The organism is Alloyangia pacifica (genome assembly GCF_020524285.1).
Taxonomy (GTDB): domain Bacteria; phylum Pseudomonadota; class Alphaproteobacteria; order Rhodobacterales; family Rhodobacteraceae; genus Salipiger; species Salipiger pacificus_B.
This window is the reverse complement of sequence record NZ_JAIVKX010000009.1, coordinates 1-15,204: the sequence shown is the minus strand read 5'-3', so window position 1 is coordinate 15,204 and position 15,204 is coordinate 1. Positions and strand designations below refer to the sequence as shown.

At 65.9% G+C, this 15,204-nt stretch carries 13 protein-coding genes and 1 riboswitch; of the genes, 6 read left to right on the top strand and 7 right to left on the bottom strand.

The annotated features are described in order from the left end of the window. Positions 1–119 precede the first annotated feature (119 nt). The 3 genes from nrdE to nrdH are packed head-to-tail and all read right to left on the bottom strand — an operon-like array spanning position 120 to position 2,913. Positions 120–2,243 carry a class 1b ribonucleoside-diphosphate reductase subunit alpha gene (gene nrdE, locus LC039_RS13295; RefSeq protein WP_226624948.1) on the bottom strand — a complete coding sequence of 708 codons (2,124 nt, stop codon included), beginning with the start codon at positions 2,241–2,243 and terminating at the stop codon, positions 120–122. Continuing rightward, complete coding sequence (nrdI, locus tag LC039_RS13290) at positions 2,228–2,641, bottom strand: class Ib ribonucleoside-diphosphate reductase assembly flavoprotein NrdI (protein ID WP_226624946.1); 414 nt, start codon at positions 2,639–2,641, stop codon at positions 2,228–2,230. Before nrdI ends, nrdE begins: the two co-directional genes overlap by 16 nt. Positions 2,642–2,691: 50 nt before the next feature. Then, the gene (nrdH, locus tag LC039_RS13285; protein WP_226624944.1) at positions 2,692–2,913 is read right to left on the bottom strand and encodes a glutaredoxin-like protein NrdH; all 222 of its coding nucleotides are present in this window, start codon (positions 2,911–2,913) and stop codon (positions 2,692–2,694) included. A 94-nt stretch (positions 2,914–3,007) separates the two neighbouring features. Then, positions 3,008–3,211: riboswitch (cobalamin riboswitch) on the bottom strand. Positions 3,212–3,865: 654 nt separating this feature from the next. Between nrdH and katG the strand changes: the two genes are divergently transcribed. Beyond that, a complete protein-coding gene (katG, locus tag LC039_RS13280; protein ID WP_226624943.1) occupies positions 3,866–6,040 on the top strand; it encodes a catalase/peroxidase HPI in 2,175 nt (724 codons plus the stop codon). A 141-nt stretch (positions 6,041–6,181) separates the two neighbouring features. Here katG and LC039_RS13275 read toward each other — a convergent pair whose 3' ends face one another. The 3 genes from LC039_RS13275 to LC039_RS13265 all read right to left on the bottom strand — a co-directional run bounded on the left by LC039_RS13275 (position 6,182) and on the right by LC039_RS13265 (position 9,036). Then, the gene (locus LC039_RS13275) at positions 6,182–6,940 is read right to left on the bottom strand and encodes a FadR/GntR family transcriptional regulator (RefSeq protein WP_226624942.1); all 759 of its coding nucleotides are present in this window, start codon (positions 6,938–6,940) and stop codon (positions 6,182–6,184) included. Positions 6,941–6,960: 20 nt separating this feature from the next. Further along, a complete protein-coding gene (denD, locus tag LC039_RS13270) occupies positions 6,961–7,938 on the bottom strand; it encodes a D-erythronate dehydrogenase (RefSeq protein WP_226624941.1) in 978 nt (325 codons plus the stop codon). Between the two features lie 78 nt (positions 7,939–8,016). Next, the gene (locus LC039_RS13265) at positions 8,017–9,036 is read right to left on the bottom strand and encodes a TRAP transporter substrate-binding protein (RefSeq protein WP_226624940.1); all 1,020 of its coding nucleotides are present in this window, start codon (positions 9,034–9,036) and stop codon (positions 8,017–8,019) included. Between the two features lie 283 nt (positions 9,037–9,319). Here LC039_RS13265 and LC039_RS13260 point away from each other — a divergent pair, with 283 nt between their 5' ends. Then, positions 9,320–10,696, top strand: a complete 1,377-nt coding sequence (locus tag LC039_RS13260; RefSeq protein WP_226624939.1) for a YncE family protein — start codon at positions 9,320–9,322, stop codon at positions 10,694–10,696. 65 nt (positions 10,697–10,761) lie between these two features. On the opposite strand, the gene LC039_RS13255 is transcribed toward LC039_RS13260, so the two are convergent. Further along, positions 10,762–11,232 (bottom strand): hypothetical protein, encoded by a 471-nt coding sequence (locus LC039_RS13255; RefSeq protein ID WP_226624937.1) that lies wholly within the window; start codon positions 11,230–11,232, stop codon positions 10,762–10,764. A 319-nt stretch (positions 11,233–11,551) separates the two neighbouring features. Here LC039_RS13255 and LC039_RS13250 point away from each other — a divergent pair, with 319 nt between their 5' ends. The 4 genes from LC039_RS13250 (at position 11,552) to LC039_RS13235 (ending at position 14,879) form a co-directional block, all read left to right on the top strand. Continuing rightward, entirely contained in the window at positions 11,552–12,331 is a 780-nt protein-coding gene (locus tag LC039_RS13250) for an META domain-containing protein (RefSeq protein WP_226624936.1), read from the top strand. A 196-nt stretch (positions 12,332–12,527) separates the two neighbouring features. Further along, positions 12,528–13,742: a glutathionylspermidine synthase family protein gene (locus LC039_RS13245; protein ID WP_226624930.1), complete on the top strand. Its 1,215-nt coding sequence runs from the start codon at positions 12,528–12,530 to the stop codon at positions 13,740–13,742. Positions 13,743–13,767: 25 nt separating this feature from the next. Beyond that, entirely contained in the window at positions 13,768–14,349 is a 582-nt protein-coding gene (locus LC039_RS13240; protein WP_226624928.1) for a DUF1190 domain-containing protein, read from the top strand. A gap of 236 nt (positions 14,350–14,585) precedes the next feature. Next, positions 14,586–14,879, top strand: a complete 294-nt coding sequence (locus LC039_RS13235; RefSeq protein ID WP_226624926.1) for a hypothetical protein — start codon at positions 14,586–14,588, stop codon at positions 14,877–14,879. The last annotated feature ends 325 nt before the right edge of the window (positions 14,880–15,204 follow it).

The window sequence follows — 15,204 nt, the reverse complement described above, 5'->3', positions numbered from 1 at the left end:
GGATCATCCCTTTATCGGGCCAGCGGCCCTCATCCCTTGCGAGGCGCGCGCGCCCCTTCTTCATTGTTCCTCAAATACGCCGGGGGTCCGGGGGCAACGCCCCCGGTTCGGCGCCGGGCTCAGAGCGTGCAGGAGACGCAGCCCTGCACCTCGGTGCCTTCCAGCGCAGTCTGGCGCAGGCGCACGTAGTAGATCGTCTTGATCCCCTTCTTCCACGCGTAGATCTGCGCGCGGTTGATGTCTCGCGTCGTCGCCTCGGCGGGGAAGAAGAGCGTCAGCGACAGGCCCTGGTCGACGTGCTCGGTGGCCGCGGCATAGGTGTCGATGAGCTTCTCCGGACCGATCTCGTAGGCGTCGCGGTAATACTCGAGGTTCTCGTTGTTCATGAAGGCGGCCGGGTAGTAGACGCGGCCGATCTTGCCTTCCTTGCGGATCTCGATCTTCGACACGATCGGGTGGATCGAGGAGGTCGAGTTGTTGATGTAGCTGATCGAGCCGGTCGGCGGCACCGCCTGCAAGTTGCGGTTGTAAAGCCCGTGCTCCATCACGTCGGCCTTCAGCGCCTCCCAGTCGGAACGGGTGGGCAGGGTGATGCCGTCAAAGAGCTTGGTGACGGTCTCGCTCTCGGGCAGCCAGTCGCGGGTGACGTATTTCTCGAAGAAGCTGCCGTCGGCGTATTTCGACTTCTCGAACCCCTTGAAGGTCATGCCCTTTTCCCGCGCCATGGCGCAGGAGGCGCGCAGCGCATGATAGGCCACGGCGGCGAAATAGACCGAGGTGAACTCGACCCCCTCGTCGGATCCGTAGTGCACGTGCTCGCGGGCGAGGTAGCCATGCAGGTTCATCTGGCCGAGGCCAATCGCGCGGCTCTCGTCATTGCCGCGGCGGATCGAGGGGACGCTGTCGATCGCCGACATTTCCGACACGGCGGTCAGCGCGCGGATCGCGGTCTCGATCGAGGTGCCGAAGTCCGGACCGTCCATGGTCTTGGCGATGTTCATCGAGCCGAGGTTGCACGAAATGTCGGTGCCGAGCTTGGAATAGCTCAGGTCGTCGTTGAACTCCGACGCCTCGGCCACCTGCAGGATCTCCGAGCAGAGGTTCGACATGGTGATGCGCCCGTCCACCGGGTTCATCTCGTTCACCGTGTCCTCGAACATGATGTAGGGATAGCCGCTCTCGAACTGGATCTCGGCCAGCGTCTGGAAGAAGGCGCGGGCGTTGATCTTGGTCTTGCGGATGCGCTTGTCCTCGACCATCTCCTCGTATTTCTCGGTGACCGAGATTTCCGAGAAGGGCACGCCGTAGACCTTCTGCACGTCATGCGGCGAGAAGAGGTACATCGGCTCGTTGCGCTTGGCGAGCTCGAAGGTCACGTCGGGGATCACCACGCCAAGGCTGAGAGTCTTGATGCGGATCTTCTCGTCGGCGTTCTCGCGCTTGGTGTCGAGGAACTTCAGGATGTCGGGGTGGTGCGCGTTCAGGTAGACCGCGCCCGCGCCCTGACGCGCGCCGAGCTGGTTGGCGTAAGAGAAGCTGTCCTCGAGCAGCTTCATCACCGGGATGACGCCCGAGGACTGGTTCTCGATGCCCTTGATCGGGGCACCGGCCTCACGGATATTGGTCAGCATCAGGGCGACGCCGCCGCCGCGCTTCGACAGTTGCAGCGACGAGTTGATCGCGCGGCCGATGCTTTCCATGTTGTCTTCGATGCGCAGCAGGAAGCAGGAGATCAGCTCGCCCCGGCTCTTCTTGCCCGCATTGAGGAAGGTCGGCGTGGCGGGCTGGAAGCGGCCCGAAAGGATCTCTTCCATGAAGGACATTGCCAGCCCTTCGTCGCCGCGCGCCAACGCCAGCGCCACCATGACCACGCGGTCCTCGTAGCGCTCGAGGAAGCGTTTCCCGTCGCGAGTCTTCAGCGTGTAGGAGGTGTAATACTTGAACGCGCCGAGGAAGGTCGGGAAGCGGAACTTCTTGGCAAAGGCCGCGTCCCAGATCTTCTGCAGGAAGGCGGGCTGGTACTGCTCGAGCACCTCGGCCTCGTAGTAGCCTTCCTCGACGAGGTAGCCGAGCTTTTCCGTCAGCGAGTGGAAGAACACGGTGTTCTGGTTCACGTGCTGCAGGAAGTATTGCCGCGCCGCCATCCGGTCGGCCTCGAAGCGGATGTTGCCGTCCGCATCGTAGAGGTTCAGCATGGCATTGAGCGCGTGGTAGTCCAGCGTCTCGTTCAGGCGGTCAAGCATGGGGTCCCCCAGAAAGCGTCGAGCCCGTCATTGACGCGGGCGAAATCCTTGGTCGTGCCCGCCAGCTCGAAGGAATAGAGCAGGGGGACATTGCATTTTTGCGCGATGACGCGGCCCGCGAGGGCGAAGGTCTCGCCGAAGTTGCGGTTGCCGCCGGCGATCACGCCGCGCAGCAGCGCGCGGCGGGACGGGTCGTTGAGAAAGCGGATCACCTGTTTCGGCACCGCGCCCCGGCCTTCGCCATCGGCATAGGTCGGGCAGATCAGCACGAAGGGATCGCAAAGTTCGGGCGCCTGATCCTTGGGCGAGACCGGAATGCGCAGCGCCGCCCGTTCGAGGCTGGCGACGAAGCGCGCCGTGTTGCCGCTGGCAGAGGAGAAGTAGACGAGCCCTGACATGTCCGATCCCCGTTCCGTTCCCGGTTGCGATCTCTGTGCTGTTGCCGCGCTCAGTTCGCGAGGCGGGCGATCAGGTCCGGGCGGAAGCCCGACCAGTGGTCGTCGCCGAAGGTGACCACGGGGGCCTGGCGGTAGCCGAGCTCGGTGACCATCGACATTGCCGCGTCGTCCTCGGTGAGGTCGATCACGTTGTAGTCCAGCCCCTTGGCGTCGAGCGCGCGGGTGGTGGCGGTGCACTGCACGCAGGCGGGTTTCGAGTAGACGGTGATCATGCTCTTGCGTCCTAAGCTTGCAGGGCAGGAACGCGCACCCAGACAGGTCCTGCACCTGCCGCGGGTCTTACACGCCCCGAACCCTCCGTTCGTGGTCATTCGTTGGGCCTTCGGCAGGTCTCCTGGCTTGGCGGGTCGTGGGTCCGGCCGCGCCTTCCCGGGAGGTCTCCCAGTGGCTCAATGGGCCTTCACTCGCCGCTTACAGTTGCGGGGGCAGCACCGGTGTTTCACCGGTTTCCCTCTTAGCGCCGCGCCGGGCCGTCGCCCGACTCGATGAACCGAAAAGCAACTATATCTAGACCACCCCACCAAGATCACGTCAACATACAGTTGCTCTTGACCTCGCCAAATCCAATCGGCTGCTCAGCACTGAGGCACGCGCGCAACGCGGCCCGCCCTACAGGACAGGGCTCTGCGACGCCACAGATCGCGCCATGCAAAACCGTCAAGACGGCTCTGCAGGATTGTCGATTGTCCGGCGTGGGGCGCTTGCCTAGATAGGAGCTTGTCGGTGCGGCAACGCGCCAACGGAATTTTTCGGGGTTTTTCTTCTCCTCCCTCATCCCCGGAAATCAGCGGCGGCCCTTCTCCTCCTCCCTTGGGGCCGCCGCGCACTTCCTTCCCCCTTCCCAGACTTCCCTTGTCGAGCCCATGACGGATCGTCCGCGCGGGGACCGATCCGCTCGCCCATTCGCAGGCCAGCGCTCCCCCGGACTTGTCAGGCGCCACGGCGAGTCTTGCTGTATCGCGGGTGCATCTTTCGAAGCGCGGCAGAGTGCCGCGGACGCAGCGTTCACCGGGAGGAATCACCTGACCCTGCCGCGCGGTCTGGCTAGACTGTCCGCGCAGGAGGGATTTCGGCGGCGGCCCTTGCGAGGCGATCAGCCAGCATCCGCACCCGCCGTCCGGCCTTCGTCCCGCACAAGGATGACCATCCTATGGGAGAACCGACATGGACGGAAACGACGTCAATACCGGGGGCAAATGCCCGGTGATGCACGGCGGCCTGACCGAAAGCGGCACCTCGGTGACCAGCTGGTGGCCCAAGAGTCTCAACCTCGACATCCTGAGCCAGCATGATCTCAAGACCAACCCGATGGGGCCGGACTTCGACTACCGCGAAGAGCTGAAGTCGCTGGACGTCGAGGCGCTGAAGGACGACCTGCGCGCCCTGATGAAGGACAGCCAGGAATGGTGGCCCGCCGACTGGGGCTCCTACGTCGGCATGTTCGCCCGCGTTGCATGGCACGCCGCGGGTTCCTACCGCCTCGCCGATGGCCGCGGCGGCGGCGGCACCGGCAACCAGCGTTTCGCACCGCTGAACAGCTGGCCCGACAACGTCAACACCGACAAGGGCCGCCGCCTGCTCTGGCCGATCAAGAAGAAATACGGCAACAAGATCTCCTGGGCCGATCTGATGATCCTCTCGGGCACCATCGCCTACGAGGTCGCCGGCCTGAAGACCTTCGGCTTCGGCTTCGGCCGCGAGGACATCTGGCACCCCGAGAAAGACGTCTACTGGGGCGCCGAGAAGGAATGGCTCGCCGCCTCCGACAGCCGCTATGACGACGTGGCCGATCCGGCGACCATGGAGAACCCGCTCGCCGCGGTACAGATGGGCCTGATCTACGTGAACCCCGAGGGGGTGAACGGCCAGCCCGACCCGCAGAAGACCGCCGAACAGGTCCGCGAGACCTTCAAGCGCATGGCGATGGATGACGAGGAAACCGCGGCGCTCACCGCCGGCGGTCACACCATCGGCAAGTGCCACGGCAATGGCCTTGCGGAGAACCTCAGCCCCGATCCCGAGGCCGCAGGCCCCGAGTATCAGGGCATCGGCTGGATGAACACCAAGGGCCGCAGCATCGGCCGTGACACGGTTGTCTCGGGCATCGAGGGCGCCTGGACCTCCAACCCCACGCAATGGGACATGGGCTGGTTCGACATGCTCTTCGGCCACGAGTGGGAGCTGAAAAAATCCCCCGCCGGCGCCTGGCAGTGGATGCCCGTCGACATCAAGGAAGAGGACATGCCCGCCGACGTCGAGGACCCCTCGATGAAGACCCTGCCGATCATGACCGATGCCGACATGGCGATGAAGGTCGACCCGGCCTACAATGCTATCTGCCAGAAATTCATGGCAGATCCGGCGTATTTCGCCGACACCTTCGCCCGCGCCTGGTTCAAGCTGACCCACCGCGATCTCGGACCGAAATCGCGCTACCTCGGCCCGGACGTGCCCGCCGAGGATCTCATCTGGCAGGATCCCATCCCCGCGGGGCCGACCGGTTACGACGTGGGCACGGTCAAGGCGAAGATCGCCGACAGCGGACTCAGCCTTGCCGAGATGATCTCCACCGCCTGGGACAGCGCCCGCACCTACCGCGGCTCGGACATGCGCGGCGGCGCCAATGGCGCGCGCATCCGTCTCGCTCCGCAGAAGGACTGGGAGGGCAACGAGCCCGCGCGTCTGGCCAAGGTTCTCGCCGCGCTCGAGCCCATCGCCGCCGAGACCGGCGCTTCACTTGCCGATGTGATCGTGCTGGCGGGCAACCTCGGGGTCGAGCAGGCGGCCAAGGCCGCGGGTGTCGAGCTCGAGTTGCCCTTCGCGCCGGGCCGCGGCGATGCCGCGGACGAGATGACAGACGCCGAGAGCTTCGAGCCGCTCGAACCGCTGGCCGACGGCTTCCGCAACTGGATGAAGCAGGACTACGCGGTCTCGGCCGAGGAGCTGATGCTCGACCGGGCGCAGCTCATGGGGCTGACAGCACCCGAGATGGTGGTGCTCTTCGGCGGCATGCGCGCCATGGGCACCAACCACGGCGGCACCGCGCATGGGGTCTTCACCGACACCGTGGGCGCGCTGACCAACGACGTCTTCGTCAACCTCGTGGACATGGCCTACACTTGGGTGCCCACCGGCAGCGGTCTCTACGAGATCCGCGACCGCAAGACCGGTGAGGTCAAATGGACGGCGACGCGGATGGACCTTGTCTTCGGCTCCAACTCGATCCTGCGCGCCTATGCCGAGGTCTACGCCCAGGACGACAACGCCGAGAAGTTCGTTGCCGATTTCGCCAAGGCCTGGACCAAGGTGATGAACGCGGACCGCTTCGACCTGACGTGATCCCGCGCACGAGGTGAGGAAATGCCCGCATGCTTCTGGCATGCGGGCCTTTTTCCATGTGGGCGGCGGGCCCTTCTTCTCTTTCCAAATCCGCCGGGGGTGAATGCGGCGACGCCGCAGAGGGGGCGGAGCCCCTTGCTCTTACCCGTCCCGGCCGACGCGCGCCTTCAGGCGGTGCAGGACTTCCTCGACACCGGCTTCCCCTTCGAGCAGTTGCCAACGCTCCAGCAGCGGCTGGCCCGAGTTGCGGCAGTGCCGCGCCATGGCCGCACGTGCGGCCTCGGGGTCGCCCGCGGACAGCGCCTCGACGATGGCGACGTGTTCGTCGCCGTAGAAGCGCGCGATGTCCTCCGAGCTCTGGCGGTTGTTGAGGCGCGTCCACTCCGGGTAGCGCTGGCGGGCGTGCCAGAAATCCTCGACCATCGACACGAACAGCGAATTGCCGGTGGACCGCGCGATGATCAGGTGGAACTCGCGGTCATGCGCCTCGATCCGGGCGAAGGGCAGGCTGGTGTCACACATGCCTTCGATGCAGCGCTTCAGCTGGGCGATCTGCCCCGGCGTGACGGTGCTGGCGGCGATGGCCGCGATCTCGGGCTCGATGACGAAACGCGCCTCGACCAACTCGTAGAAACCGGGCAGCCCCAGCGCCTCTTCCTGAGAGGTGGGCAGCGGGTCGGCGACGAAGGCGCCCGCGCCGTAGCGGGTGACCACGTAGCCCATCAGCTCGAGCGCGATCATCGCCTCGCGCACCGTGGTGCGGCTGACCCCGAGCTGGGCAACCAGGTCCTTGTCCGCGGGCATCTTGGTACCGGGGGCGAAATCGCCGGCGCGGATGCGCGCGGCGATCTCCTCGGCCACCAGCCGGTAACGCGGGGTCTGGACGATCGGGGTCAGCATGGCATGGGTCGGTCAAAGCCTCAGGCGGGGGTCTTCGCTTTCGGAAGGTCGTCTTCCATGTAGTAGCGTACGTTCTCCTCGAAGCTCGCGTCGGCTTCAAGCCCCAGCGCCAGCGCCTTGTCGAAGCGATAGTCAAAGCGCCAGCCGCGGACGATCTCGGCGATCTCGGGCTGCTCTTCCCATTGGATCAGCTTCGCGGGCTCGGGGCCGGCGACGGCGGTGAGCGCGTCGATCATCTGGCGGATCGAGAGGCGCTGGCCGGGCATGGTCATGCAGCGCTGCATGCCAAGATCATCGGCATCCAGCTCGGCCCCCTTGATGAGGTTCTCGACGCAACGCCTTGGCGACAGGTAGAAATGCTCCTGCGCCTCGTCAACCGGACAGATCGCCGGCTCGCCGTTGAGCGGCTCGCGGATGATCGAGGACATGAAGGACGAGGCGGCGCGGTTCGGCTTGCCGGGGCGCACCGAGATGGTCGGCAGGCGGAAACCGCGGCCGTCGACGTAGCCCTTGCGCGAATAGTCGTTCAGCAGCAGCTCACCGATCGCCTTCTGCATGCCGTAGGAGGTCTGCGGGTTGGGGATGGTGAAATCGGTGATCGGGTCGGGGACCTCGCCGCCGAAGACCGCCAGCGAGGAGGTGAAGACCACGACGGGGCAGGTGCCGAGCGCGCGGCAACGCTCCAGCACGTTGAGCGTGCCGTCGAGGTTCACCTTCATGCCCGCCTCGAAATCGGCCTCGGCATGGGAGGAGACGACGGCGGCGAAATGGAAGATCACGTCGGTGTCCCCGTCGATCAGCGCATCGACCGAGGCGCGGTCGGTGATGTCGCAGGCGCGGGTCTCGACGGGGAAGGGGGCCTCGATGTGCTCGGGCGCGGCGATGTCGGCCAGCGTCAGCTTGTCGATGGGCTCGTCGCGCAGGTTGCCGCGGGCGGCGAGGCTTTGGGCGACCTTGCGGCCGATGAAGCCGCCGCCGCCGATGATCAGAACGTTCATCCCGTGTGTCTTTCCGTATCTCTGGGGTGGGAGCGGGCGGCTCGGTCGAGCCGCCCGCCTCGGGTCATGAGGTGCGGATCAGCTATCGCTGTCCTGGCCAAGGCCGATGCGCTTCAAGAAGGCCTTGTGGCTCTCGACCATGGCCTTGGCTTCCGGGGTCTTCTCGGCCCAGACGTCCCAGCGGCTCACGGCGGCCTTGCGGAAGGCGGCGCGGTCTTCGGCGGACCAGTCGTAGATCGTCACGCCCTTCTCGGGCAGCGCGGTCAGCGCCTCGCCGTTCTGCACGATGGTGCGCATCATCAGGTTCATCGCGAGCGTGTCCATCGCCGATTTCAGGATCGCCTGTTCCTCCGGAGCAAGCCCGTCCCAGACGGTCTTGTTGCACGCCAGGTGGTCCGAGCTCATCGAGTGGAAGCCGGGGAAGGTGGTGTGCTTGGCGATGTCATAGATGCCGAGGCCCACGTTGTTGGCCAGCGTCGAGGCATCGGCGCCGTCGATGATGCCGGTCTCCAGTGCGGTGAAGATCTCCGTGAAGTCCATCACCACCGGCGTCGCGCCCAGTTCGGCGAAGATCTCGGATTCCATCCCCGGGGGCGAGCGGAACTTCCAGCCCTTCAGGTCATCGATCCCTGCAATCGGCGCGGTGGAGTTCATCGACTCCTGCCCGCCAAGATAGGCGCCGACGAACTCCATGCCATTGGCGTTGTAGAGCTCGTTGATCGCCTCGCGGCCACCGCCCTGCGAGATCCAGCTCAGGTACTGCAACGGCGTGTCGTAGCCACCCATGGTGTCGGCGACGAACTGGAACGCCGGGTTGAGGCCGGTCTGGTAGCTCGCATTGGTCATGTCGCAGTCTAGAATGCCCGTGGCCGCGGCGCCGAAGGTCTCGGCCGAGGCGACGACGGCGGAGCTGTAGAACATTTCGATGTCGAGCGAACCGCCGGACATTGTCTCGACCTGCTCGACGAACTCCCGGACGAGCTGGCCCGAGACCGATTCCGGCGACTGGTGGGTCTGGATGCGCAGCGTGGTCTGGGCGCTCGCGGCGCCGGCCAGCAGCGTCGCGCCGGCCAGAATGGCGGCAAGTTTCTTGGACATGGTTTCCTCCCTGTGAATCGTCCTCCGCCGATATCGGTAGCAAGCGTTGCGCCAGATTGCCAGACAATCCGACAATTCACACCTGCCGCGGCGGCGTGCTGCCGGTTTTGGCGGGGTTCACAGGCCTGTCAGACGGCCAGCAAGAATACTTGACTGGAAAAGTCAGTCATCCTAGGCAGGTGCCAACTGCGCCATGCCGCAGAGCCACGGAACCCAAGGGTCCGAGCCATTCCATCGAGTTTCCGCGCGGGCACAGGCCCCGCGCTTGCAAAGGAGGACCTCCATGTCCCTTGCCACGGCACTTCGTTCCGGCGTCTGCGGGATCGCGCTTTCCACCCTAATGGCCGGCGCGGCACTCTGCGACCCCTTCACCGGCCTCGCCAAGGGCTTCGAGGGCCAGATGATCGCCGAGGGGCTGAAGCGGGCTCCGATCACCGCGGGCAGCACCGCCGAGGTGCGCGGCAAGGGCTTCCTGCCCGGCCAGAGCGTCACTCTGCGACAGAACGGCGTTGTGCTCAACGAGGGCGCCCCGCTGACCGCAAACGACAAGGGCGAATTCCGCACCGAGGTCAGCATTCCCGAGGGGGCGGAGCCGGGCCTTTACCCGGTGGTCGCCGAGATCGCCGATCCGGCCTACGCGATGACCGTCGATCTCAAGGTCTCGCCCGTGCTGCCCGACAGCGGCCCCCTGGACGTCGCGTCGCAGAAGCTGGCGCCGGGCCTCTACCAAGTGGCCTCCAGCGGCGATGCGCTCTACGTCACCTCGGCCGTCGGCCGCCCGCCGGTGACCGAGAGCAAGCTGTTGAAGCTCGATCCGCAAACGCTGGAAATCCTTGCCGAAACCTCTCCGCAAGAGGCGCCGGATGCGCCCGACGGGCGCGATGGCGGGGTCTTCGCGGTCTACGGTGTGGGCGTGGATGCGCAGGGGCAGGTCTGGACGACCAACACTCGCCAGAACACGGTGGCCGTCTATTCGGCGGAGGATCTGTCGCTGGTCAAGCAGTTCGACGCCGGGGCCGTACCGCACCCGCGCGATGCGCTGGCCCATGACGGAAAGGTCTACGTGAGCGCCACCTTCGAGCCGACCATCCACGTCTTCGACGCGGCAACCCTCGAGGAACTGGCGCCCATCGAGCTCAGCTCGGGCAAGCGCGGCGAACGCTTCGGCACCGCCAGCATGCACATCGACACACAGAGCGACACGCTCTACGTGGTCAGCCTCGACACCGACGAGGTGGCGACGGTCGATCTGACGACGGGCGAGGAAACCTCGGTCTACGCGCTGCCGCTGTCCAAGCGCACCATCGGCGTCGGCTATGATGCCGAAACCAACCGCATCTTCACCGCCGGGATGAACACCGACAACGTGCTGGTCGTCGACGCCGCCACCGGCGAGACGCTGCATGACGTGCCGGTCGGCGCAGCGCCGCTGAACATCGCCTTCGACGCGGTGAACGGCTTGGCCTGGGTCGCGGTGCGCGGCTCGGATTCGCTGGTGGCCGTGTCGCCCGAGGGCGAGGTCGTGGCCAAGACGCAGATCGGCAGCTTCCCCAACCATTTGATCGCGGCCGCGGACGGCGGCGTCTACGTGGTGAACAAGAGCAAGGGCGCCGAGGATGCCAGCGGCGATCACATCACCCACGTGACGCTCAAGCCGTAAGGGCAGGGCGCTCGCGGGAGTTCAACGGCAGCGGCGTTCCGCTGCCGTTTTCTTTTGGCGGCGCCTCAGCCGGTCCGTACGCGGCGCGCCCAGAGGTGGGTGAAGAGCATCAGCACCAGCCAGCCCAGCAGCAGCAGCGGCTGCCCGGCAAAGGCCAGCGGCAGCGCCGCCAGCCCGTAGAGGATCGGCACCAGGTCCGCGCCCGACCAGCCGTCGCGCAGCAGGTCCGGCAGCAGCCCGGCGGCGCTGCCGAAGAGCCCGGCGACCAGCGTCGCCAGCACCGCGCCCAGAAAGCCGAGGAGGAACCCGCCGAGTCCGCCGCGCCCGAACATCCCCGCCAGTAGCCAGCCCGAGAGCGCCCCGCCCACCGCCATCGCCAGCAGGTAGCGCAGCATCAGCCCCTTGGGCAGATCCGCCCAGGCGAGATCGCCCTGCGCCACCACATCCTCGGCCATGAAGGCCGCGATGAGCAGCACCCCGATCAGGGCCATCATCAGGGTCGAGACGTATTTGGGGGAACGCTGGTGTCGAGCCATGGCAAAATCCTCACCTTGTCAAAAGTCATCTGGGTCAAACGTCATCTGGTCTAAAGTCGTCGGCGCCGGGATCCGCCTTGGGCGCGGACCATCCGGCCTGGAATCCGCCGCGAGCCTAGCACAGCCGAACCCGTCCGTCGCCCCCGGCGCGCGGTCTCATCATATTGGCAGATCTTGGCAATTCTGCGCCGACGCCGGGCCGGCGCAGCTTGCCCGCCCTCGAGGCTTGCGCCATCATGCGCGCTATGGTTGCCGCGCCTGCAAGGTCCGGCGCAGGCGCCGCGCCGCCGAGGCGGCAGAGCCCGGAAGGAGACGCGAGATGCGCATTGTTCGATCCCTGGTCCGCCAGATGTTCAGACCCGCGGGCGTGATCGCCCTGCTTGCCAGCCTCGGAGGGATGCCTGCCATGGCCGAGACCGTCCATCTGCCCGTCGTGGTGCGCCTGGCCGAGGGCGCGAGCCTGCCTCACGAGGCGCTGCTCGAGGTGGAATTGCTCGATGTCTCGCGCGCCGATGCGCCCGCCAAGGTGCTCTCGGCGCAGCGCTACCGGATCGAGGTTCTGCCGGCGATCGTCAAGCTGCCCTATGACGACGCGCAGATCGACGACCGGATGAGCTATGTGGTCGCCGGCAAGGTTCGCGAAGGCGATACGGTGCTGCTGCGCACCACCACCGCCTTTCCGGCGATCACGCGCGATGCGCCGTCGCGCCCCGAGATCGTGCTCGAACAGACAAGCCCGATGCCGGTGGCCGACGCGCCGCGCATCACCGGCGTCGAATGGGCCGCCTTCGAGATCGGCGGGCGCATGCTGGTGACAGAGGATCCGCCCAGCATGGCCTTCACCGATGACGGCGGTTTTTCGATGTACGGCGGCTGCAACCGCTTCTCCGGCCGGGCCGAGATCGGTGACGGCACGCTGCGCATCGTGCAGCCGCTCGCGGGCACCCGCCGCGCCTGCCCCGAGCCGCGCATGAAACTCGATCAGGTCATGGTCGCGGCGCTCGAACAGACCACCGGCTACGTCCGCAACGGCAAGAATCTGAGCCTGACCAATGCGTCGGGTGTCACCGTGCTGCGGCTCAGCGAACGGCCGGAGTAGGGCGCCCGCGCCGCCGTCTCCCCACGCCGGAAAGACACGAAATTCCGAGGCTCCGTTGCGTCAAAAACGCGGCGGGGCCTCAAACCTTCGTGGCGGCTTCCTATATCAGGAGCACCCGCCGATCGGCGCTTTCCTTCCCCGACGTGCTGTGACAGGGACGGGCCGATCCGCCCTGAGGAGGCCGCGAAAAACCCGCATGGAAAAACTCACCCTGAGCGAGCGCCCAAGCTGGCGCGAGAAGGCCGAGGAGCTCGGTTTCACCTTTGCCGACATGCATGGCGAGCCCTATTGGGATGAGACCTCCGCCTATCGCTTCACGCTGAAGGAAATCGAGGACGACCTGGAGGATCCATCGACCGAGCTGCACGGCATGTGCCGCGAGGCGGCGGCGGAGATCGTGCAGAGCGAGGACCTGATGACCCGGCTCGGCATCCCGCGCGAGCATTGGGATCTGGTGGCGGAGAGCTGGCAGCGCGGCGATCCCGAGATCTACGGGCGCTTCGATTTTGCCTATGACGGGGAGGGGCCTGCCAAACTTCTCGAATACAACGCCGACACGCCCACCTCGCTCTACGAGAGCGCCTCGTTCCAGTGGCTCTGGCTCGAGGATCAGATCGAGGCCGGCGTGCTGCGCCAGGGCGACGACCAGTTCAACGGCATCCACGAGGCGCTGGTCGAGCGCTTCCGCGCGCTCTTCGAGCCCGGCACCGACCTGCATTTCGCCGCCGCCGCGGGCAACCCCGAGGATTACGGCACCGTTGAGACCATGGGCTGGGCCGCGCGTGAGGCGGAACTCGGCGCGCATTACAGCGATCTCGAACAGCTCGCCGTCAGCACCGACGGCCAGTTCCTCGACGCCGAGGACCGGGTGATCGGCACGCTCTTCAAGCTCTACCCGTGGGAAGACCTGCTGCGCGACGACTACGCGCAGCTCCTGCGCACCGCCGGTTGCCTGATGCTCGAGCCTGCCTGGAAGGCGGTACTGTCCAACAAGGGCCTGCTGCCGGTGCTCTGGCGGATGTTCGAAGGCCACCCGAACCTGCTGCCGGCCTTCTTCGAGGATGAGGTCTCCGAGGCGCTCACCGGGCGCGAGAGCGGTTCCGAAGCGTTCCAGCGCGCCGCGGATGCCTTCGCCAAGGGCCACGTCAGCAAGCCGATCTTCTCGCGCGAGGGCGCCTCTGTGCGCATCTTCGAACAGGGAAAGCTGCTGGAATCCGCGCCGGATGCGGGCTACGAGGAGCACCCGCGCGTGGTGCAGGCCTACCAGCCGCTGCCGGTCTTCGAGGGCTTCCACCCGGTGGTCGGCGCCTGGATGGTCGGCGAAAGCTGCGCCGGGATCGGCATGCGCGAGGACCGCGCCCGGATCACGCAGGACCTGTCGCGGTTCAAACCGCATTTCATTCGCGACTGACGCGCGCGGCCAGAGGGAGAACTCGATGCGTAAACGTTCCAGAACCGTCGCGCTGGCGATTGTCGGTGCCACGTCCTTCACGCTCGCGGGATGCCGCGAGGAGCAGGTGGATGCACAGGCCTTCCCGGACCTCGAGAGCTGCCGCAGCGCGGCGCTCACCGGCGGCATGTTCTCGGCACAGGACTGCGAGACGGCATTTGCCGAGGCAGAAACGCTGCGCGTGGAATCCGCGCCGCGCTACGACAGCCTGCAAGTCTGCGAGGAGCAGCACGGCGAAGGCGCCTGCGGCAGCGAGGCGCAGGCCACGCAGGGCGGCTCGGGCAGTATCTTCATGCCGCTGCTCGCGGGCTACCTGATCGGCAACATGCTCGGCGGGCGCTCGGGGATGGCGGCGGCGCAGCCGCTTTACCGCACGCCCGACGGGCGCTTCACCAACGCCACCGGCGCCAGTACCTATTCGAGCAACTCCGGCCGTGCCAAGCTGGGCACCAGCATGTTCTCCAAGCCGCCGACCACCGCAGGCAAGCCGCCGATGACCCGGGCCACGGTCGCCTCGCGTGGCGGCTTTGGCCGCACCGGCGCCGCCCGCGGCAGCTTCGGCGGCTGACGGCGGCGTTAGGGTCTCTCTTCAAGCCGCTGGAAACGCTGGCGCATGTTGCCGTCACAAGTTGCCCCAGAATTGCGCTAGGTAACCATACGGATGGCGTGCTAGGGTAGCAGACCTGACTGGTCGATCGGGAAACCGGAGGAGCGTCGATCAGGCAGATTTCAGGACCGTGAGGGGTCTCGCGGTCGTCATGCTGCTGATGGTTATCGTTTTGATGGTCGCAGGGAGGGAGGCGCATGAACCAAGGTGAGAACCGGAAAACTTCTGGCCGAATTGTATCGCCGGGCGGCGGCTTCGCGATCGCTTGCATCACAAGCGGTATCGGTGTGCTGGCAGGTATCCTGCTGTGGCGGGCCGGCGTTCATCCTCTTTGGATCCTTCTGACATATATTGCCGTGCCGGCGGTGATGCTCACGCTGCTCTACGTCCTGACGTCGCGCGGAGTGTCGGCCCGCTGCTTCGGGTCGAAGCACAAGGCCGAGAATGACCGGATGTCCGTCGCCGCCGCCCGCAAGCGCGGAGAGGTGTGAACTCGCGAGGCTGGTGCTGCGCGTTCGCTTTCGCGGCCTCGATCGCGGCGGCTTTCTGAAGGCGGCGCAGCACGTTCACCGGCGCCACCTATAAATCTGCGTCGCGGGATTTGAGTGTGGGTCGTGCGGCGCTCCGATAGATTTGAAGAGCTCAAGTGAAATCACATATTAACATAATCATGCTTATAAGATTTCGAATTGCATTTGGGGCACATTCTAAACTCCGTTGCGACAATTCCCCTATCTTGCTGGAAAGTAAGGAGAACGGATGATGGCGCATACAGAGTTAGACCTTCGTGAACGGCGCAGTATCGAAGACATGCTG